General features: G+C 63.2%; 17 protein-coding genes and 1 tRNA gene. 14 read left to right on the top strand and 4 right to left on the bottom strand.

The window, feature by feature from the left end; genetic code table 11:
- Positions 1-150: 150 nt before the first annotated feature.
- A complete protein-coding gene (locus tag NLY44_RS19530; RefSeq protein ID WP_023806530.1) occupies positions 151-1,209 on the bottom strand; it encodes an RluA family pseudouridine synthase in 1,059 nt (352 codons plus the stop codon).
- A gap of 26 nt (positions 1,210-1,235) precedes the next feature.
- Between NLY44_RS19530 and NLY44_RS19525 the strand changes: the two genes are divergently transcribed.
- From NLY44_RS19525 to NLY44_RS19500, 6 genes are all read left to right on the top strand, one after another.
- Positions 1,236-1,616, top strand: coding sequence for a hypothetical protein (locus NLY44_RS19525; protein ID WP_023735222.1), 381 nt, complete (start codon positions 1,236-1,238; stop codon positions 1,614-1,616).
- 13 nt (positions 1,617-1,629) lie between these two features.
- Positions 1,630-2,037 (top strand): VOC family protein, encoded by a 408-nt coding sequence (locus NLY44_RS19520; protein ID WP_023735221.1) that lies wholly within the window; start codon positions 1,630-1,632, stop codon positions 2,035-2,037.
- Positions 2,038-2,128: 91 nt separating this feature from the next.
- Positions 2,129-2,203: transfer RNA gene (locus NLY44_RS19515), tRNA-Glu, on the top strand.
- Positions 2,204-2,886: 683 nt separating this feature from the next.
- Positions 2,887-3,510: a VOC family protein gene (locus tag NLY44_RS19510; protein ID WP_023696434.1), complete on the top strand. Its 624-nt coding sequence runs from the start codon at positions 2,887-2,889 to the stop codon at positions 3,508-3,510.
- Positions 3,494-4,369 carry a glutathione S-transferase family protein gene (locus NLY44_RS19505; protein WP_023696433.1) on the top strand — a complete coding sequence of 292 codons (876 nt, stop codon included), beginning with the start codon at positions 3,494-3,496 and terminating at the stop codon, positions 4,367-4,369. The genes NLY44_RS19510 and NLY44_RS19505 overlap by 17 nt, the downstream gene beginning before the upstream one ends.
- Positions 4,370-4,424: 55 nt before the next feature.
- Positions 4,425-4,685 (top strand): UCP034077 family protein, encoded by a 261-nt coding sequence (locus tag NLY44_RS19500; protein ID WP_032887139.1) that lies wholly within the window; start codon positions 4,425-4,427, stop codon positions 4,683-4,685.
- A 135-nt stretch (positions 4,686-4,820) separates the two neighbouring features.
- On the opposite strand, the gene NLY44_RS19495 is transcribed toward NLY44_RS19500, so the two are convergent.
- The gene (locus NLY44_RS19495; protein WP_023696431.1) at positions 4,821-5,036 is read right to left on the bottom strand and encodes a hypothetical protein; all 216 of its coding nucleotides are present in this window, start codon (positions 5,034-5,036) and stop codon (positions 4,821-4,823) included.
- A 292-nt stretch (positions 5,037-5,328) separates the two neighbouring features.
- On the opposite strand from NLY44_RS19495, the gene NLY44_RS19490 reads away from it, so the two are divergent.
- Positions 5,329-6,240 (top strand): DUF2865 domain-containing protein, encoded by a 912-nt coding sequence (locus tag NLY44_RS19490; RefSeq protein WP_023806531.1) that lies wholly within the window; start codon positions 5,329-5,331, stop codon positions 6,238-6,240.
- A gap of 118 nt (positions 6,241-6,358) precedes the next feature.
- Here NLY44_RS19490 and NLY44_RS19485 read toward each other — a convergent pair whose 3' ends face one another.
- Positions 6,359-6,715, bottom strand: coding sequence for a hypothetical protein (locus NLY44_RS19485; protein ID WP_023693676.1), 357 nt, complete (start codon positions 6,713-6,715; stop codon positions 6,359-6,361).
- A 242-nt stretch (positions 6,716-6,957) separates the two neighbouring features.
- Between NLY44_RS19485 and NLY44_RS19480 the strand changes: the two genes are divergently transcribed.
- The 7 genes from NLY44_RS19480 to phoB all read left to right on the top strand — a co-directional run bounded on the left by NLY44_RS19480 (position 6,958) and on the right by phoB (position 18,154).
- Positions 6,958-11,466 carry a PAS domain-containing hybrid sensor histidine kinase/response regulator gene (locus tag NLY44_RS19480; RefSeq protein ID WP_245263868.1) on the top strand — a complete coding sequence of 1,503 codons (4,509 nt, stop codon included), beginning with the start codon at positions 6,958-6,960 and terminating at the stop codon, positions 11,464-11,466.
- Positions 11,467-11,962: 496 nt separating this feature from the next.
- On the top strand, positions 11,963-12,991 hold the full coding sequence (locus NLY44_RS19475) for a substrate-binding domain-containing protein (RefSeq protein ID WP_023806533.1): 1,029 nt from the start codon (positions 11,963-11,965) through the stop codon (positions 12,989-12,991).
- A gap of 95 nt (positions 12,992-13,086) precedes the next feature.
- Positions 13,087-14,547: a phosphate ABC transporter permease subunit PstC gene (gene pstC / locus NLY44_RS19470; protein WP_023806534.1), complete on the top strand. Its 1,461-nt coding sequence runs from the start codon at positions 13,087-13,089 to the stop codon at positions 14,545-14,547.
- The gene (pstA, locus tag NLY44_RS19465) at positions 14,544-15,860 is read left to right on the top strand and encodes a phosphate ABC transporter permease PstA (RefSeq protein ID WP_023693680.1); all 1,317 of its coding nucleotides are present in this window, start codon (positions 14,544-14,546) and stop codon (positions 15,858-15,860) included. Before pstC ends, pstA begins: the two co-directional genes overlap by 4 nt.
- A 17-nt stretch (positions 15,861-15,877) precedes the next feature.
- Positions 15,878-16,702, top strand: a complete 825-nt coding sequence (gene pstB, locus NLY44_RS19460) for a phosphate ABC transporter ATP-binding protein PstB (protein WP_023670110.1) — start codon at positions 15,878-15,880, stop codon at positions 16,700-16,702.
- 41 nt (positions 16,703-16,743) lie between these two features.
- On the top strand, positions 16,744-17,448 hold the full coding sequence (gene phoU, locus NLY44_RS19455; protein ID WP_023670109.1) for a phosphate signaling complex protein PhoU: 705 nt from the start codon (positions 16,744-16,746) through the stop codon (positions 17,446-17,448).
- A gap of 16 nt (positions 17,449-17,464) precedes the next feature.
- Positions 17,465-18,154, top strand: coding sequence for a phosphate regulon transcriptional regulator PhoB (phoB, locus tag NLY44_RS19450; protein WP_031193203.1), 690 nt, complete (start codon positions 17,465-17,467; stop codon positions 18,152-18,154).
- A 30-nt stretch (positions 18,155-18,184) separates the two neighbouring features.
- Here phoB and NLY44_RS19445 read toward each other — a convergent pair whose 3' ends face one another.
- The gene (locus NLY44_RS19445) at positions 18,185-19,420 is read right to left on the bottom strand and encodes an ROK family protein (protein ID WP_023683969.1); all 1,236 of its coding nucleotides are present in this window, start codon (positions 19,418-19,420) and stop codon (positions 18,185-18,187) included.
- Positions 19,421-19,529 lie beyond the last annotated feature (109 nt).

The raw sequence follows: 19,529 nt of genomic DNA, 5'->3' as shown, positions 1-19,529 counted from the left end.
TAGGAACAAAACCAGAAAAGACAGGCATTTGTTCAACACGAAACAGTGTGTCACGCTGAAGTGAACAATGCCGCTCAGGTTTTAGCTGGCTTGTTTAGACGCAATTCCGGACGGAAAACCGTTTCACACTTTTCCTGGAATTGCTCGGGTTCAGAGTTTGCGGAAGCCGCCGACGAGTTCCTCCATGTCCCCCGGTATCGGCGCCTCGAACCTCATCGGTAAATGGGTAGCCGGGTGCCGAAATGCAAGAAGCCAGGCATGCAAAGCTTGCCTGGAAAATGCCTTGACCTGACCCTTCAGCAGTTCGGGCAGCCGGTTGGCCTTGGTGCGGAAGGCCTGGCCGTAATCGGGGTCGCCGATGACGGGATGGCCGATATGGGCCATGTGGACGCGGATCTGGTGGGTGCGGCCGGTTTCCAGCCGGCATTCGACCAGGCTGGCGGTGGCGAACGCCTGCTGGCCCTCGCCGAAACGCTCCTTGACGGTGAAATGGGTCACGGCGTGGCGGGCATCGTCACGGCCTTCCGGCACGACGGCGCGGCGCACGCGGTCGGCGGCACGGCCAAGCGGCGCGTCGACCGTTCCGGTCGGCCGCGACGGGATTCCCCAGACCAGCGCCAAATAAGCACGTTCGAGGTCGCCGGTGCGGCCGTGGTCGGCAAAGGCCTCCGACAGCGCCTTGTGGGCGCGGTCGGTCTTGGCCACCACCATGACGCCGCTGGTTTCCTTGTCCAGCCGATGGACGATGCCCGGCCGCCTGACGCCGCCAATGCCTGAAAGACTGTCGCCGCAGTGGTGGATCAGGGCATTGACCAGCGTGCCGGTCCAGTTGCCGGCGCCGGGATGGACGACGAGGCCGGCCGGCTTGTTGATGACGATCAGCTCGTCGTCCTCATAAAGCACGTCGAGCGCGATGGGCTCGCCTTGCGGTTCGGCCGGTTCGGGCTTGGGCATGACGACCGATACGCGCTCGCCGGCACTCATTTTGCGCTTGGTCTCGTCGACCGGCTTGCCGTCGATCGAAACGGCACCTTGCCGGATCAGCATCTGCACCCGGCTGCGCGACATGTCAGGCCCGAGGGCGCTCGCCAGCCACTGGTCGAGGCGCTGGCCGGCCGCTTCCGCGCCGGCTTCGAGCACGGTCGGCGCCGCCTCTATGAATTGTCCAGCCTCTATCAATTCAGGGGTCTCTTCGCTATGAGCGCTCATCGAAAAAAGTTCCGGAAAGTTCTGCCATGGCCCGGCCCGTTGCCGATGAAGAAGAAAAGCCGCTCGATCCCGAGATCGAAAAGGTGCGCGGCAGGCTCATCCGTTTCATGGCCATCAATCTCGGCCTGCTTTTGCTGGCCCTTATGGTGGTGATCGCGGCCATTGTCTACAAATCGCGCAAAGCGCCGCCCGCGAACCCGCCGCTCGCCAACGACATTCCAGTTCCGCCCGGCGAGCCGCTCGTGGCCGACATAGTGCTCCCGGTCGGAGCCAAGGTGATCAGCCAGGCTCTGTCGGGCAATCGCATTTCGATCGACGCCGAGATCAGCGACGGCAGCCGCACCATCTTCGTCTACGACATCGCCGAGCGCCGTATCATCGGCCGCTTCGCCATCCGCAACAAATGAGCGGGCCGAAACAATGACCGGGTTTGCCGACCATCGCCGCATCGCAACCATCACGCTCGTCGTCGCCGACTATGACGAGGCGATCGCCTGGTATGTCGGCAAGCTTGGCTTTGTCCTCTGCGACGACATCGAGCTCGGCGACGGCAAGCGCTGGGTGACGGTAACGCCGGCGGTCGGGCAAGGGCCCCGGCTGCTTCTGGCGGAAGCGTTGGACGATGTGCAGAAGAGCCGCGTCGGCGACCAGACCGGAGGCCGCGTGGTTTTGTTTCTCGAAACCGATGATTTTGCCAGGGACCATGCGACGATGCTGGAAAACGGCGTCGAGTTTCACGAAACGCCACGCCATGAGCCTTACGGCACCGTGGCGGTTTTCGCCGACCTCTATGGCAATCTGTGGGACCTGATCGAGCCGAAACGCTAGGTCCACGAACCGACATTGCACAGAAGCGGTCCGGCCGTTCGAAGCCAGTTGCTTTTTCCAAACCGTCAGCCTATATCGCCGGTTCTTGAACGCGCCCATCGTCTAGCGGTCAGGACACCGCCCTCTCACGGCGGGAACAGGGGTTCGATTCCCCTTGGGCGTACCAAGCAACGACTTTCCTTCCGCATCATCGAAAATTTCGGGCAGCAGCCGCGCGGATCGCGTGTGACCGCGAGGGTCGGCGGCATCAGCGAAATTCGGCAAGTCCGCGCACCCGAATACACCCAATTTAAGTCAGGCCGCGACGCTTGAAAGCGTAGCGATCTCTGTTACTTGCGGTGCGGGGATAGCATCTGCGGCAACGCGGATTTGGTTGGGCATAGCAAGTATGAGTTCGGCAAAAATGATATGCTCGCGCTGTCACGGCAGCGGGCAGGTTTTCGATTGCTTGAAATGGCGTGAGTCGAAAGGGCATTGCTGCCCGCAAGGTACGCATCGGGCCGGCTGTCCCGGGCAGACCATGGCATGCGCCGAATGCGCGGGCCTGGGCACGCTGGCGGAGGCCGAACTTAGAGCCGTCGCTTAGCCAAGATTCGACAACCTTGAGCGCTTGGCTCTCCACGCATCGTTAGCTATCGTCGCTTCTGGCGCGGCGCTGCCAATTGCACTAGCATCATTGTACGAAGCCTTTCCAAAGGGCTCGTTACGGCGCGCAAAACGCCGGGGAACAGATAGGGGGAAACGCCGCCAGGCATGCACATCGGCCACGCGCATGGCGTGCGGCGATGGTATGAGGTGGCGGGATCCAAGCTCGCCCCGGAAGGCGAGGGGTCGGCGAGGAGGAGACCGATGCAGAAACTGCAGTCGCAGGGCGTCCATCACATCACGCTCGTCGGCGCCGGCCGCCAGACCTCGATCGATTTCTGGGAGGGCGTGCTCGGCATGCCGTTCATTTTCGAGCAGCCCAACCTCGACAAGCCAAGCGAAAGCCATCTTTATTTCGATCCCGGCGACGGCAGGCTGATCACCGTCTTCACCGACGAGAGCCGCACGCCGGTCAAGCGGCGCACGCCGACCGAACCGGGCTGCGTCCATCATATTGCGTTCTCGGTGTCGCGCGTGACCTTCCTGCAGGCGGTCGCTCGGCTCGATGAGCGCGCCATCAAGCACAGCGGCGTCAAGGATCGCGGCTTCATGGATTCGATCTATTTCGAGGATCCGCTCGGCCTCTTGATCGAACTCGCCTCCTATCGCTTCGATCCGCCGGCAGGTTTCACCCATGCCGACGTGCTGATGCAGGCGCACAAGCTGCGCGTTGCGCGCGGCGACTACAACATCGCCGAAGTACACCTTGCCGACGCGATCCAGACGCTGGTCGAATGGTCGCGCGCGACCTTGTCAGACGACCGGACGCCGAAGAATCCATACCGACGGCCAGCAAAAGGGGAGGACCACAATGGCAAAGACAGTTAAGAGCGCTGGCAAACCAGCGGCCAAGCCAGCAGTAAAAGAGGCAGTGAAGCCGGCGGCAAAAGCGGCCGTAAAGGCCGCGCCGAAGGCAGCCGCAAAGCCGGCCGCCAAAACCGCGACGAGGCCGGCTGCCAGGAAATCCGCGCCGAAGGCCAAGGCGGCGAAAAAACCTGCGCTGAAGCTCTCGATGCTGAAGCCAAGCGTCAACAACATGACCGTTCGGGTGTTTGCCCGTGCAGCCGGGTTCGACGCCGCCGAGACCGACGCCTGGGGCCACACGCGGTCGCCGGAATATATGGCGCGCAATCCGGCGCATCTGACGCCGATGATCGAGGACAAGGGGCTGCCGCGCGGCGTGCTGTGGGAGAGCTGTGCCATCATGCAGTATCTCGCCAACAAGCACGGGCTGGAGAAATTCTATCCCAAGGCACCGGCCAAGCGGGCGATGGTCGACAGCGCCATGTTCTACCTGATCGGCACGCTCTACCCCTATGTGGCGCGCGCCACCTATCCGGCGCTGGGTTTCCCGCACTATGCCGGCGAGGTCGGCCATAGCGACGCTCATCCGGAGAAGAAGTCCGAGGCGCAGAAGGCCGCCATGGCGGCGATTGCCGAGCCGCTGGAGGTGTTTCACTCCTTCTTCAGGGACGGCAAGCCGTTCATCGGCGGCAAGCACCCGTCGATCGCCGACATACGCCTGGCATCGACGCTGGAGTTCCTGGCCGTCATCGACTATGCGCTGCCAAAATGGGCCAAGGAGTATGTCGCGGCGATGGAGAAGAAACTCGGCAAGGCCTATGCCGAGCCGGCCGGCGACGTGCGCGGCTACATCGCCTATGTGAAGTCGCAGGCCAGCGCGTAAAGCTAAGGATTCATTAACCAGAACGCTGTCTATTGAAGGCACCGCGCGACCACGGATGTACTGGCGCAAGGGTGAAGGGAAAGGTCGGCGCAATGCCGGCCTTTTGCTTTTCGCCGATGCGCCATCAGGCCCGTCTCATGCCGTAAAGTCTGACATCAGGATCAAGGTCGATGGCGATGCGGATACCAGGAAGTCGTTCGTCGACGCCGCAACCACTGCCCTGCAAAAGTGCCTGCCGTTGAGCTTCTCGCCGACGCTGGCGCAAGGCGTCGCGGGCAATGTCTTCACCGTGCAATTCGCTTCGCCCAAGCAGTAGGCGAGCGGGCGAGCGTTTCACCGTTTTCACAGAAACGGCGACCCCCTCTCTCGTTGTCTTGACGCAATTCCCAGGGGAAAGCGCTACGCGCTTTTCCCGGAAAAACGACTCACACTTTTCCTGAAGTTGCTCTGATCAGTTGTGCAGGCGTCTGATATCGACATGCCGCTGCAGTTCCGGCGTCTCGAAGACGTAGTCGGCCCAGGCGGATTCCGGAATCTGTCCGGCCAGATAGCATTCCAGCAACAGGCTCTGTTCGGGATCGAGCGCTCTCGGCGCCCGCTCATGGTCCAGCCCCAGCGAGTGGAACAGGTTCCTGGTCAGGCCAGAGACAGTGAAGTGAATAGACATCTTCGTCTCCTTTGCCCGACACAACGCGAGACACCGGAGAAAGGTTTCATCCGCAAGGGCCCGATAACGCGGGATCGATGATTGCGGGCGGCCTGGCTCGCCCGAGCCTGGCTTCGTCTCATCTTGAAACAAAAGTGTAATAGCGAATTTACAGGAACCGGCATAATACACTCGGCATAAAATACCTGGCGGTTGCTGGCGTCTCTTGAATTAGACTTACCTCCCGCATTGAGGCTCAATCGGCTGGAGCGGCGATCGGCTCCACAGGGGTACAAGGAACCAGGTGTCGCCGATGATGCGTTTGTGGCTTGTCGTGACCTTTGCACTGGTGTCGGTAGCGGCAAGCGTCCTCGGCATTTCGGCTTCCCTTGCCGATCCATGCGCCGCGCTCAGGAGCCAGCTGGCACCGTCCGGCCGCAGCGGCGGGATCAGCTCCGAGCTTGCGCAGCTACGTCGCCAGCTTGCGGCGATCCAGGGGCTGGAGAGGCAACGCCGGTGCACGGCGCAAAGTGCGGTGGGGGGCTTCTTCAATGCTTGCGCCGACCTCGCCAAAAGCCGCACACAGGTGCAACGCCAGATCGCCGGCGCCGCGATTTCGCGCCGGGATGCGTCCGGACTGCAGGCCAGGCTCGTCGCGCTCGGCTGCAGGCCCGCCGCCGGGCAACAAAGACAGCGTCCGGCTGGTGCCATGATCGGCAGCAATTCGATGCTGTTTTGCGTTCGTCTCTCCGACGGCTATTTCTTCCCGGCGCCGAAATCGCAGTTCGTGCAAGGCGGCGATGTCAAGGAGATGGTCGATCAGTGCCGCTACATCTGCGACGATGCCGGCGTCGACCTGTACATGCTCAGTGACCCAAGCCTTGAAACCGAAGAGATGGTCGCGCTCGATACGCGCACATCCTACAAGGACCTGCCGACGGCCTTCAAATATCGCGATGATGCGAACTTCAGGGCCTGCGACCTCAAGCGCTATCACCGGCGCGTTGCCGAGCTGAGAGCGCGCACGGTGACGCCAGCCAATATGGCCAACGCGATCATTCCTTTGCCGTCAGCGAAGCCGGATCTTGGCACCGTGGCGCAACTTCCCCAGCCTGGCGCAGACGCTGCAGAGGCCAGGGGCGCCGCCCAGCGACAACCGGTCGAGCCATTGGCCGGCTCGCGGCCGGTCAGGGTGGTCGGGCCGGCTTTCTTCCCGGCGGAGTAACCTGCGCCTAGAGCGTTTCACCGTTTCACCGAAACGGCGAACCGCTCTATGTCTTTGTTTTACGCAATTCCGGACGGAAAACCGTTTCACACTTTTCCTGGAATTGCACTAGTACCAGCTATTCGCAAACCATCCTGTAGCGTTTGCCGGGTTCGCTGACATTCTTGCAGGTGAGCGGATTGGCCGGTTCGGAAGCCATGCTGGGCGGGCTGGACCTGACGTGCCGCCTTGGCGCAGCTATTTGTGTTGTGTGCCTGCGTGCCGCGGGCCGGTAGGGCTCCTGCGGCGGCGGCGTCGGAAACACACCGGCTGCCGCCTGCATCCGGCTGGCCTCAGTCTGCGACGGATCGCGATCCCAGACCCGCCTGATATCGAGCGGCTTCGGGATCACCACCGTGCCGTCATAGCTGCGTGCGCAGCCGCTGCCCGCAAGCAGCGCCAGGCACAGGAAACAAGGCACGATCCAACCCGTCATCAGCAACACCCCCGCCGACTTATAGCCCGGCCGGGGTTCCGCCGACAACCGGCGGAATACCGCAGGGCAATGTGGCTCTGGCCGCAGTCTGGATTGGTTATGGTTAGCGGATCATTAATGCTTCTCGGGCAAATTCCGCCGGCGAACCGCTGAGGGGGTTCGGCCTTGGCTTTCGGGGTGGGAACGGGATGGCTGACGGGACTGTTGGAACACGCGGCGGACGCGGTTCCCGAAAAGGGGTGGTGAACGGCGAGGATACGTCCGTCGGGGGTTCGCCCGAAGCGCTGCGCGAACTGGTCGAGGCCGGCGCCGACTGGGTCTGGGAGACCGACGCCGAGCTGCGCTTTTCCTGGCTTTCGGAGAACTACCAGGCCGCCACCGGCATCGATCCCGCCAGCATTCTTGGCCGTTTCCGCTTCGATTTCCTCAAGCAGATGGTGCACGGCAATCGACACGCCGCCGCGCATCTGGAGGATCTGCAGGCGCATCGGCCGTTTCGCGACTTTGTTTATGAGTTGAAGGGCGGCCGTCCCGCCTGCCGCTGGGTTTCGATCACCGGTTCCCCGCGGTTCGACGGCGAAGGCGAATTCATCGGCTATCGCGGCATCGGCCGCAACGTCACGGCACTGGCCGGTGCGCTGGACGAACTGCGGCAGGACGAGAGCGATCCCCCGGCCGGGGAGGCCACGCAGCACCTCGCCGATCTCGAGCGGACGATGGATGCCATGCATATGGGCGTCGTGCTGCTTGACGAAAAGCTCGGCACACTCATCGTCAACAAGGCCTATCGCGAGCTCTCCAGGATTCCCGATGGCGCCGTCACTGTCGGCGCGCCGTTCAGTCTGTTGATGGAACTCAACCGCCGCAACGGCATCTACGGCGATCTCGATGAACAGCAGTGGCAGCACTACCTAGCCACCCGCATCGAGGAGATCAGCGCCGGCTCGGTTGCGCCACGCGAATTTCTCCATGCCAACGGCAGGACGATGATGTTCTCGGTGACGGCATTGTCCGGCGGCAAGCGGCTGTTGACCTACTACGACGTCTCCGAGCTCAAGCGTCGCGACGCAGAGATCGAGAGTGCCAACGCCAAAATCACGGAGACCTTCGCCAATCTTCGCACGATGGTCGACCAGATGCCGATCGGCGTGCTCGTCCTTGATGCGGACATGCGGGCGGAGGTGATCAACCGCGCCTTCTATGATTTCTGGGAAATCGATCCCCGACGCGCCAGGATCGGCTGCGGCTTCCGCGAACTGATGCAGGCCAGCCGCGATATGGACCCGTACGGTGCTGACGATGCGGAATGGCAGGACCACATCGCCGAGCGCGAAGCAGAAATCTCGGCCGGCCTGGTGGGCTCCAGGCAACTGCCACGCAATGACGGCCGTACGCTGATTGCATCGCTGGCGCCGCTCGCCGGCGGCAAAAGGCTGATCTCCTATGTCGACGTCACCAACATGAAGGATCGCGAGGCTGAACTCGCCCATGCGCTGGAGAAATCGCGGCTGGCCGAGGCGGTGATCAACGGCGTCAAGGACCCGATCTTCGTCAAGGACGACAATCTGCGTTTCGTCTTCGTCAATGAGGCGTTTTCGGCACTGTTCGGACAGAGCCCGCAAGCGATGCTGGGCAGGCCCGGCGGCGACTTCCTCAAGCAAAAGGACGCCGCGCAATTCGAAGACAGCGAACGCGCCGTGCTGGCGACCGGCACGCCCTACGAGGTCGAGGAGACTTTCGACGCCGAGGGCGCCAGCCGCTCGCGCATCGTGCGCAAGAACCGCGTCGGCATGCCCAGTGGCCGCAACTATGTCGCCGGTTTCCTGTTCGACATTTCCGACATGAAGCGCCGCGAGACCGAGGCCGAGGACGCGCGCAAGAACCTCGCCACGGTGCTGGAGTCGCTGCCGGCCGCCGTCATCATCTATGACCGCGACGACAAGTTCATCTTTGCCAATCGCAAGCTGCAGGACACGCTGCCGGCGCTGAAACCGGCATGGCAGCCCGGCCGCACCTTCCGCGAGGCGTTGGAACTTGGACATTCCGTGGGATATTTCCGCTTCAGTGGCGATCCGGAGACCGACAAGCTCTATGACGGCGATCGAGACATCTGGCTGGATGCCATTCTCGCCCGCTACCGCCTGCCGAACTCCTCCTACGAACGGTGCAATCCCGACGGCCGCTGGTATCAGGTCTACGATATGCGCACCGAGGACGGCACCTTCATCGGCGTGCGCGTCGACATCTCGGAGATCAAGAGCCGCGAAAAGGCGCTGCAGGAAAGCATGCGCCAGATCGACCTGTTCCGCCACGTCATGGACGAACTGCCGGTCGCCGCCTTCATCAAGGCGCAGGATCTGAGCATGGAATTCGTCAACAAGGCCTGGTGCGCGCTGACCGGCATCCCCAAGGAGGAGGTCATCGGCCGAACCGATCTCCAGCTTTTCGGCATAGACGACGCCGAAACCTACGCCCATGACGACACCCAGGTCGTCGTCACCGGCCGCGGCCGCGAGATCGAGGAGCCCGTTACCCATCGCGACGGCACGGTGCGGCAATTGATGACGCGCAAGAGCCGGCTGGTGGCGCTCGATGGGTCGGTGCACCTGGTCGGCTCCAGCACCGACATCACCGACGTCAAGGCACGCGAGCAGGCGCTGGAAGAGAGCATGCGCGAGAACGAGGTGTTCCGCAATCTCATCGACAACGTGCCGGTGTCGATCTACGCCAAGCGCTCCGACCTCAGGCAGTTCTACGTCAACAAGGGCTGGTGCGACCTCACCGGCCTCCGCAGGGAAGACGCGATCGGCAAGACGGACATCGAGATTTTCGGCGAGGACGGCGAAGCCTTCGTCAACAGCGATCTCGCCGTGCTGCGCACAGGCGATACACAGGAGATCGAGGAAACGGTGACGCTTGCCGACGGCAGCGTGCGCCACCAGTTCGCCCGCAAGGGCGCGATGATCGCGTCCGACGGTTCGCTCTATCTGATTGGGTCGACCACCGACATCACCGAACTGAAGCTGCGCGAGGCCGAACTGCGCGAGGCGCGCCAGCGCGCCGTGTTGGCCGACCGCGCCAAGTCGGAATTCCTGGCCAATATGAGCCACGAGATCCGCACGCCGATGAACGGCGTACTCGGCATGGCCGAGTTGCTGGCCAAATCCGACCTCGATCCCAAGCAGAAGACGTTCACCGACATCATCGTCAAATCGGGTAACGCGCTCTTGACCATCATCAACGACATACTGGACTTCTCCAAGATCGATGCCGGACAGCTGGTGCTCGACCCTGCGCCCTTCAACCTGCCCGAAGCGATCGAGGATGTGGCGACGCTGATATCGACGCGCGCCAAGGAGAAGGACCTCGAGCTCATCGTGCGCGTCGAGCCGGGCCTGGAAAGCCTGTTCGTCGGCGATGTCGGTCGCATGAGGCAGATCGTCACCAATCTGGTCGGCAACGCGGTGAAGTTTACCGACGAAGGCCACGTGCTGGTCGACGTGACCGGACAAAGGGGGCCGACGGGGACAAAGCTTACCGTTTCGGTCACCGACACCGGCATCGGCATTCCGCAGCAGAAACTGAAGCTCGTCTTCGAAAAATTCAGTCAGGCCGACACCTCGTCGACCAGACGCCACGAAGGCACGGGGCTCGGGCTCGCCATCACCTCGCGGCTGGTCGAGTTGATGGGCGGCGAGATCGGTGTCGAGAGCGCCGAAGGCAAGGGCTCGACCTTCTGGTTCACCGTGACATTGCCCAGGGCCGAGGAACAGACCGGACGGCGGATCATGCCGGTCGACGTGACCGGCTCACGGGTGCTGATCGTCGACGACAATGCCGTCAACCGATCGATCCTGAGCGAGCAGATGGCGTCATGGACCTTCGATTCCTGCGCCGCCGAAAGCGGACCCGAAGGGCTCAAGGTGCTGGTCGCCGCGGCTGCCTACGGCGTGCCGGTCGATTGCGTCGTGCTCGATTATCAGATGCCGGGGATGAGCGGCGCCGAGATGGCGCGCGTCGTGCGCAGCACCGCAGGGCTGGCCGACACGCCGATCATCATGCTGACTTCGGTCGACCAGTCGCTCGCCAACACCAGCTATCGCGATCTCGGCATCGACGCCCAGCTGATCAAGCCGGCGCGCTCCTCGGTGCTTCTGGAAACGCTGGTCGCCACCATCCAGCGCCACCATCACAATATCACGGGCGGCCGTGTGCTGCCGGCGGCAAGCAGCGGTTCCGGCGGCGGCAGGAACGAACCGTCGCCGGCAAAGCCGCCGCTCGCTGCCTCGGAACGGGCCCTGCTGCAACCGCCGCCGGTTCGTGCCCGCGCCCGGGCCGCCGGGGATGAACGCCGGCTCGACATCCTCGTTGCGGAGGACAATGAAGTAAACCAGATGGTGTTCACCCAGATAATCGGCGAAACCGGCTACAGTTTCGAAATCGTCGGCAACGGGCGCAAGGCGCTCGATGCCTTCGGCCGGCTTAATCCGCGCATGATCCTGATGGACGTCTCGATGCCGGAGATGAACGGGCTCGAGGCCACCGCCGCAATTCGCCGGCTTGAAGAACATACGGGTATGCATATCCCGATCGTCGGCGTCACCGCGCATGCCTTGAAGGGCGACCGCGAGCGCTGCCTGGAAGCCGGCATGGATGACTATTTGCCCAAGCCGATCAGCCCCAGGGCGCTGCTCGAAAAGGTCGAGCGCTGGGTCGGCATATCAGGCGAAGCCCAACGAGACGCTGGATAGCAACCTGCGGCGCCGCCGGGATTCGGCCGCGCCGCAACAGCCAAGGCTATGGTGCGATCGCACCATATCAAAGCTGGCGCCCAGTCAGGACAATGGTCGCAACGAAACCGCTCATTCAGTTACGGGCGGGAGCAAGCGACCGCCGACAAGAAACAGCGTCGAATCTACCCCAACGGACCTGTTTTTGGCGATGGCTCGGCCAAGATTCGCTCTGGCCACGGGCAACGCGCTCCCGTCCGGTTTTTCTTTCTCGGCATCGCGGCCTGCGATCTGCCGGGACTTGATGCCAGCACGAATCGCGCAAGCGTCTGATTCCAGCGGCAACTTCCATCCCCACAAACCGGCTTAAAGGCTGCGGCTCACGAGGCGTCTGTGCGACGTTACCGGGCTGACACGAAACTGTCATGCGACTGTAATAATCGAAGGCTATTGGCCTCAGCGGGCGCCGGTTTGAAGAGGGCGCCAAGAGACCATCTTCCGAACAGGAGCAGGCCACATGAAGAAATTCCTCGTTACGGCATCGGCCGTGGCGGTAGCGTTCGCCGCATCGTCCGGTGTCGCCGCTGCGCGTGACCAGATCCAGGTCGCCGGTTCGTCGACCGTGCTGCCTTACGCCAAGATCGTCGCCGAGCAGTTCGGCGAAACCTTCACCAGCTTCAAGACCCCGGTGGTCGAGTCCGGCGGCAGTGGCGCCGGTATCAAGGAGTTCTGCAAGGGGGTCGGCGAAGACACGATCGACATCGCCAACTCCTCGCGCCCGATCAAGAAGGACGAGCTGAAGTCCTGCGCCGACGCCGGCGTCAAGGACGTCCAGGAAGTCCGCATCGGCTATGACGGCATCGTCTTTGCCACCGACATCAAGGGTCCGGACTGGGCGCTGGTTCCCGCCGACATCTACAAGGCGCTCGCCGCCAAGCTGGTGGTCGACGGCAAGCTGGTCGACAACCCGAACACCAAGTGGAACCAGGTCAATCCGAAGCTGCCCGACTGGGATATCGCCGCCTATATCCCGGGTGAGAAGCACGGCACCCGTGAAGTGTTCGAGACCAAGCTGCTCGACGCCGGCTGCGACAAGGCCGCTTTGAAGGCTGCCGGCATCGCCGACGACAAGGAAATCGGCAAGACCTGCATCGCCATCCGCAAAGACGGCAAGGCTGTCGACATTGACGGCGACTACACCGAGACGCTGGCCCGCATCGACTCCAACAAGACCGGCGTTGGCGTGTTCGGCCTCGCCTTCTACGAGAACAATGCCGACAAGCTGAAGGTCGCTACCGTGGAAGGCATCGTGCCTTCGACGCAGACCATCGCCGATGGCACGTACCCCGTGTCGCGGCCGTTGTTCTTCTACGTCAAGAAGGCGCATCTGGGCGTCGTTCCCGGCCTCAAGGAATATGTCGAGTTCTTCCTTGATGACCAGATGATCGGCCCGGAAAGCCCGCTCGCCCAGTACGGCCTGGTTTCCGCTCCCGACGCCGAACGTCAGGGCCAGCGCGACGCCTTCGCCGCTGGAAAGACAATGTAATCAACGGACGGATCAGGGCGCGGATGAACTCCGCGCCCTGACTTCGCCGCTTGCCGCAACGGCTGCGGCGATCTGAATTTTCCCTGGGGTGGGTGATGTCGTCCTTGCTCGTACTCGCCATAGTCATCGCCATAGGCGTGGTCGCTTTTGTGGTCGGCCGCCAGCGCGCAGCGGCGCAGGATACCGGCAAGGTCAAGCCGCATTCGCGCGCGCATTATCATGGCTGGTGGGCCTTTCTGCTCGCGGTCCTGCCTGCCGTCCTTTTGCTCGCCGTCTGGGATATCGGCTCTTCCTTCTATCTCGACCGGCATATCCATGCCGCTTTGCCCGAGCGCACCGCCGACACAAAGGTGGCCAGCGAAGCGCTCGACGCCAGCCTGGTGAAGAGCCTGGCCAAGGGCCTGCGCCGGCTCGATGGCGATACCGCACTTCCCGCTACTTTCGCCGAATTGCAGCCGCTGCTCGCCGCCAAGGGCGTGGCACTGGCCAGTGACACCCAGGACTATATGATCCCGATCGCGGTCGAGGCGAACCAGGTCCAGGACCGGCTCGGCCTGTTCAGCGCCGTGCTGACCTTCGCGCTGTCGGTCGCCGGCGCCTTCTATGCGCTGAGGCAGATCGCGCCGCGCGCCAGGGCGCGCAACAACGTCGAGAAGCTGATGCTGTGGGGGCTGCTTGCGGCCTCGACCATCGCCATCCTGACCACGGTCGGCATCGTGCTGTCGATGCTGTTCCAGACCATCACCTTCTTCGAGAGCGTGTCGCCGATGAGCTTCTTCTTCGGCACGGTGTGGGATCCGCGTTTCGCCGCCGCCGGTTCCGGCGGCAGCCAGGGTCAGTTCGGCCTGATCCCGCTTCTTGCCGGCACGCTCTACATCGCCGCCGTCGCCCTTCTGGTGGCAGTGCCGGTCGGGCTGATGTCGGCGGTCTACATGTCCGAATATGCCTCGCGCGGTGTGCGCTCGGTGGTCAAGCCGGCGTTGGAACTGCTGGCCGGCATTCCGACCATCGTCTACGGCATCTTCGCCGTTGTCACGCTCGGACCGTTCTTGCGCGACCTGTCGGCGGCACTCACCGGCGGCTCGCCCTTCATCCAGGGCCAGAGCATCTTCACCGCCGGTCTGGTGATGGGCGTCATGCTGATCCCGGTCGTGTCCTCTTTGTCCGACGACATCATCACCGCGGTGCCGCGCGCAATGCGTGACGGCTCGCTCGGCCTCGGCGCCACGCGCTCCGAGACGATCAAGCGGGTCATCCTGCCGGCCGCGCTGCCCGGAATCGTCGGCGCCATCCTGTTGACGGCGTCGCGCGCCATCGGCGAGACGATGATCGTCGTGCTGGCGGCGGGCGTCGCCGCCAATCTGACGGCCAATCCGTTCGAGGCGATGACGACCATCACCGTCAAGATCGTCAACCAACTGACCGGCGATCTCGAGTTCAACTCGCCGCAGACGCTGGTCGCCTTCGCGCTCGGCCTGACGCTGTTCGCGCTGACGCTGGTGATGAACATCGTCGCCCTCTACATCGTGCGCAAGTACCGGGAGCAGTACGAATGACCGACATCCCCCTGGACACGATGGCGGGTGCCGTCGCGCGTCCGCGCCGCGACATCGGGCTGAAGGCGCGCTATGCCGCCGAACGCCGGTTCCGCATCTATGGCGTGATTGCGATCTCGGTGGGCCTGGCGTTCCTGGCCATCATGTTGATCACCATCGTCTCGAAAGGCTACACCGCCTTCTGGCAGACGACGGTGACGCTTCCGATCACCTTCGATGAGAAGGTCATCGACCCCTCGAACAAGCGTGCCACAGACCCGAATGTGCTGATCAAGGCGAACTATCCCAAGCTCGCCGAAAACGCGCTGGTGGCCAAGCTCGGCATCGATCCGGCCAACAAGCCGATGATGCTGAAGCTCAAGGGCTTCCTGTCGGAAGGCGCGCGGGTCCAGCTGCGCGACATCGTCTCCGCCGATCCGTCGGTGATCGGCACGACGCGCGATGTCGACATCCTGGCTGCCGCCAATCTCGACTCGGCCTTCAAGGGCCAGATCGACCTCGGCGTCGATGAAGCGCGCCGCAAGGTGTCCAACCAGCAGATCGACTGGATGAACAAACTCAAGGCCGAAGGCGCGATGGCCGAGCATTTCAACACCGGCCTGTTCAGCTATGGCGCCTCCAGCCGGCCCGAGACGTCGGGCATGGGCGTGGCCATCATCGGGTCGTTCTACATGATGGTGATCGTGCTTTTGCTGGCGCTGCCGATCGGCGTCGCCGCCTCGATCTATCTCGAGGAATTCGCCAAGAAGAACCGCTTTACGGACCTGATCGAAGTCAACATCAACAATCTCGCGGCGGTGCCGTCGATCGTCTTCGGTCTGCTTGGCCTTGCCGTGTTCATCAACTTCCTCGGCATGCCGCGCTCGGCTTCCTTCGTCGGCGGCCTGGTGCTGACCTTGATGACATTGCCGACCATAATCATCGCCACGCGCGCCGCCCTCGCCGCGGTGCCGCCGTCGATCCGCTCGGCGGCACTCGGCCTCGGCGCCTCCAAGATGCAGATGGTGTTCCACCACATCCTGCCGCTTGCCGCCCCAGGCATCCTTACCGGCACCATCATCGGCCTGGCGCGTGCGCTCGGCGAGACAGCACCGCTGCTCTTGATCGGCATGGTCGCTTTCGTCGCCGATTATCCGGCGACGCCTTTCGATCCGGCGACCGCGCTGCCGGTGCAGATCTATATGTGGGCAAACGAGGCTGAGCGCGCTTTTGTCGAGCGCATGTCCGGCGCCATCATCATCCTGCTCGTCTTCCTCATGGCCATGAACATCACCGCGATCGTGCTCCGGCGCCGGTTCGAGCGGCGCTGGTAGAAAAAAGGCAATTTGGTATGAACATCATGACCGAACAGTCCCTTGAGAATGCAGTGGGCGACAAAATGAACGCCAAGTCGAACGAAGTCATCAAGATGCGCGGCGACAAGGTCGGCGTCTTCTACGGCGAGAAGCAGGCGTTGTTCGACGTCAATCTCGACGTCCGCCAGAACCAGGTGACGGCGCTGATCGGCCCGTCCGGCTGCGGCAAGTCGACCTTCCTGCGCTGCCTCAACCGCATGAACGACACCATCGATTCGGCGCGGGTGACCGGCAAGATCACGCTCGATGAAGACGACATCTACGACAAGAACATCGATGTCGTCGAACTGCGCGCCCGCGTCGGCATGGTGTTCCAGAAACCCAACCCGTTCCCGAAGTCGATCTACGAGAACGTCGCCTACGGCCCGCGCATCCATGGCCTGGCCAAGCGCAAGTCCGACATGGACCAGATCGTCGAGCAGAGCCTTAAGAAGGCTGCGATCTGGAACGAGGTCAAGGACCGCCTGCAGGAGCCCGGCACCGGCCTGTCCGGCGGCCAGCAGCAGCGCCTGTGCATCGCGCGCGCCATCGCCGTGTCGCCGGAGGTGATCCTGATGGACGAGCCCTGCTCGGCGCTCGATCCGATCGCCACCGCCCGTGTCGAGGAGCTGATCGACGAACTGCGCCAGAACTACACGATCGTCATCGTCACCCACTCGATGCAGCAGGCGGCGCGCGTGTCGCAGCGTACAGCGATGTTCCATCTTGGCTATCTCGTCGAGGAGGGCGCCACCGACAAGATGTTCACCAACCCCGACGACAAGCGCACCCAGGACTACATTACCGGCCGCTTCGGCTGAGCCGTCCGGCGGGTGAATTTTCAGGCACGAGGACCAAGACCATGGGTGAACATACCGTCGCCTCCTTCGATGAAGAGCTCGGGCAGATCAGTAAGCTGATCCGCGACATGGGCGATCTGGCCGGCTCGATGGTCAGCGGCTCGACCAGGGCGCTGCTCAATTCGGACAATGCGCTGGCACAGCGTGTCGTGTCCGACGACGCCATCATGGATGCGCGCCAGCGCGAACTGGACGACCGCGCCATCACGCTGATCGCCAAGCGCCAGCCGATGGCCAACGATCTGCGCGCCGTGGTCGGCTCGATCCGCATGGCGGGCGACCTCGAGCGCATCGGCGACCTCGCCAAGAACATCGCCAAACGCGTCGGCACCGTGGGCTTGAGCGTCACGCCGCGCGACCTCTCGCACTCCATCGATGCCATGGCGCAACTGGTGCTGATCCAGGTGCAAGGCGTCGTCGAGGAATATGCCGCCACCGATGCGGCAGCTCTTGCAAAACTCAGGAATGACGACGAGCGCATCGACGTCAAATACACGTCCGTGTTTCGTGAGCTCTTGACCTACATGATGGAAGATCCTCGCAACATCACCGCCTGCACGCATCTCTTGTTCTGCGCCAAGAATCTTGAGCGCATCGGCGATCATGTCACCAACATCGCCGAAAATGCGTATTATGTGCTGACCGGCCAGCAATTGCCCGCCAATCGTCCGAAGCAGGACGAGACGGCGATGGCCACGCCGGCCTGATGAGGGTGAACTGCCTATGATCGCGCCACGCATCATGGTCGTGGAGGACGAGGAGCCACTAGGCGTGCTCCTCCGCTACAACCTCGAATCCGAAGGCTATCACGTAGAGGTGGTGACACGCGGCGACGAGGCCGAGATCCGCCTGCAGGAAAACGTGCCCGATCTCCTAGTGCTCGACTGGATGGTGCCCGCTGTTTCCGGCATCGAGCTCTGCCGGCGGCTTAGAGTGCGGCCCGAAACCGAGCGGCTGCCGATCATCATGCTGACCGCGCGCGGTGAGGAAAGCGATCGCGTGCGCGGCCTGTCCACCGGTGCCGACGACTATCTGGTCAAGCCATTCTCGACGCCGGAGTTCATGGCGCGCGTGAAGGCGCTGCTGCGCCGGGCCAAGCCGGAAGTGCTGTCCAGCGTGCTCAAGGTCGGCGACATCGTGCTCGACCGCGAGTCGCACCGTGTCTACCGCAAGAAGAGCGAGATCAGGCTCGGACCGACCGAGTTCCGGCTGCTCGAATTCATGATGCGCCATCCCGGCCGCGTGTTCTCGCGCAGCCAGCTGCTCGACAATGTCTGGGGCGAGACGATCTACATCGACGAGCGAACCGTCGACGTCCATGTCGGGCGCTTACGCAAAGCGGTCAACAACGGCCGCATGCCGGATGTCATCCGTACCATTCGCGGCGCCGGCTACGCGATCAGGGAAGACTAGGATGCTGCGCGTCGCGCCGTTGCCGGCCATTCAGGCGACATGCTTGCCGGATTTGGCCTGAATGCCCGGCGCGAAAATCTCCTGATCGACGAAGCCGAGCGCGCGCATGGCACAGCCTTCGCGGATCAGCGGCAGCTCGTTGGGCTCGGTGTCGAAGGAGATCGATTTCGAGTGCTGGCCGCCGGCGGTCTGGGCGATCGCTTCGCGCAATGCCGGCTCGATCAGGTCGAAGGCGGCGGCGCTGACGCCAACCATGGCGACAGGCGCCGGGTCGATCAGCGCAAACAGGCTGCCGAGGCCGAAGCCGAGCGCCTCACCGGCCTTGCGATAGGCTTCGCGCTCCGGGCCATCGGTTTCGCGGGCGCGCGCGGCGAGTGCGCGCATATCAGCGTCGCCGATATCGACCGGCTCGGCATCTTCGCTCATCATTTTGGCGCTGCGCCAGATGGCGTAGTTTCCGGCATAGGCCTCGACGCAGCCGCGCCGCCCGCAGCGGCAGAGCGCGCCGCCCGGACGGTGGATCATGTGGCCGAACTCGCCGCCCGAGGAATGGGTGCCGGTGAACAGTTCGCCTTTCAGCACCAGCCCCATGCCGATGCCGTGCGACAAGAGGATCGCGATGAAATTGTCGCGGTAGCGCTCGGGCTGGCGCCATTGCAGGGCCACCGCCATCATATTGCAGTCGTTCTCCATGGTGGCAGGAATGCCGAATTCCGCTTCCAACATGTCGGCGAAGGCAATGTCGGTCAGTGGCGTGATTGGTGACCACAGCATGGCCCGCGCCTGCGAATCGGTGATGCCCTGGATGCCCATGGCAATGCGGGCGATGCTCTGGACATCGAGGTCCGGGTCCGCGAGACGCCGCCCGACGATTGCTACGCATTCGCCGATCAGCTCGTCGCGCGGCATGGTCAGCGTGTCGAGCCGGCGCTGTTCTTCCGCGACCACCTGGCCGGCATAGTCGATGACGGTGACGGAGAGGAAGTTCAGCGACAGCACCACGGTCATGACCGCCGCCGCTTCCGGGTTGAGGCCAAGGCCGACCTGCGGCCGGCCGCGTTTCAGCGAGCCGGTCTCGCCAGGCTTGCCTTCAATCAGGATGCCTTCTTGAATTAGATCAGACGAGATTGCCGATATCGTCGAATGGCTGAGGCCGGTGGTCGCCGCAATCTCGGTCCGCGACGGCTGGCCGGCCCGGCGCACGGCCGAAATCACCATCGCACGGTTGCGACGGCGCAGATCGTCGTGGCGGATCCCAACCGACATTTGTTTTCCTCCCGGCCTCCTCGCGCCTCATGATAGTGAAGGCGTTCGACGGCACCAGCCAAATATTGGCAGACGCCGGCAGCCCTGTCATTGTTTATTGCGGAGCTCG

Source organism: Mesorhizobium sp. C089B, from assembly GCF_030323125.1.
Lineage (GTDB): Bacteria > Pseudomonadota > Alphaproteobacteria > Rhizobiales > Rhizobiaceae > Mesorhizobium.
Note: the sequence above shows the minus strand (reverse complement) of the source record. Positions and strands in the feature narration are given on the sequence as shown.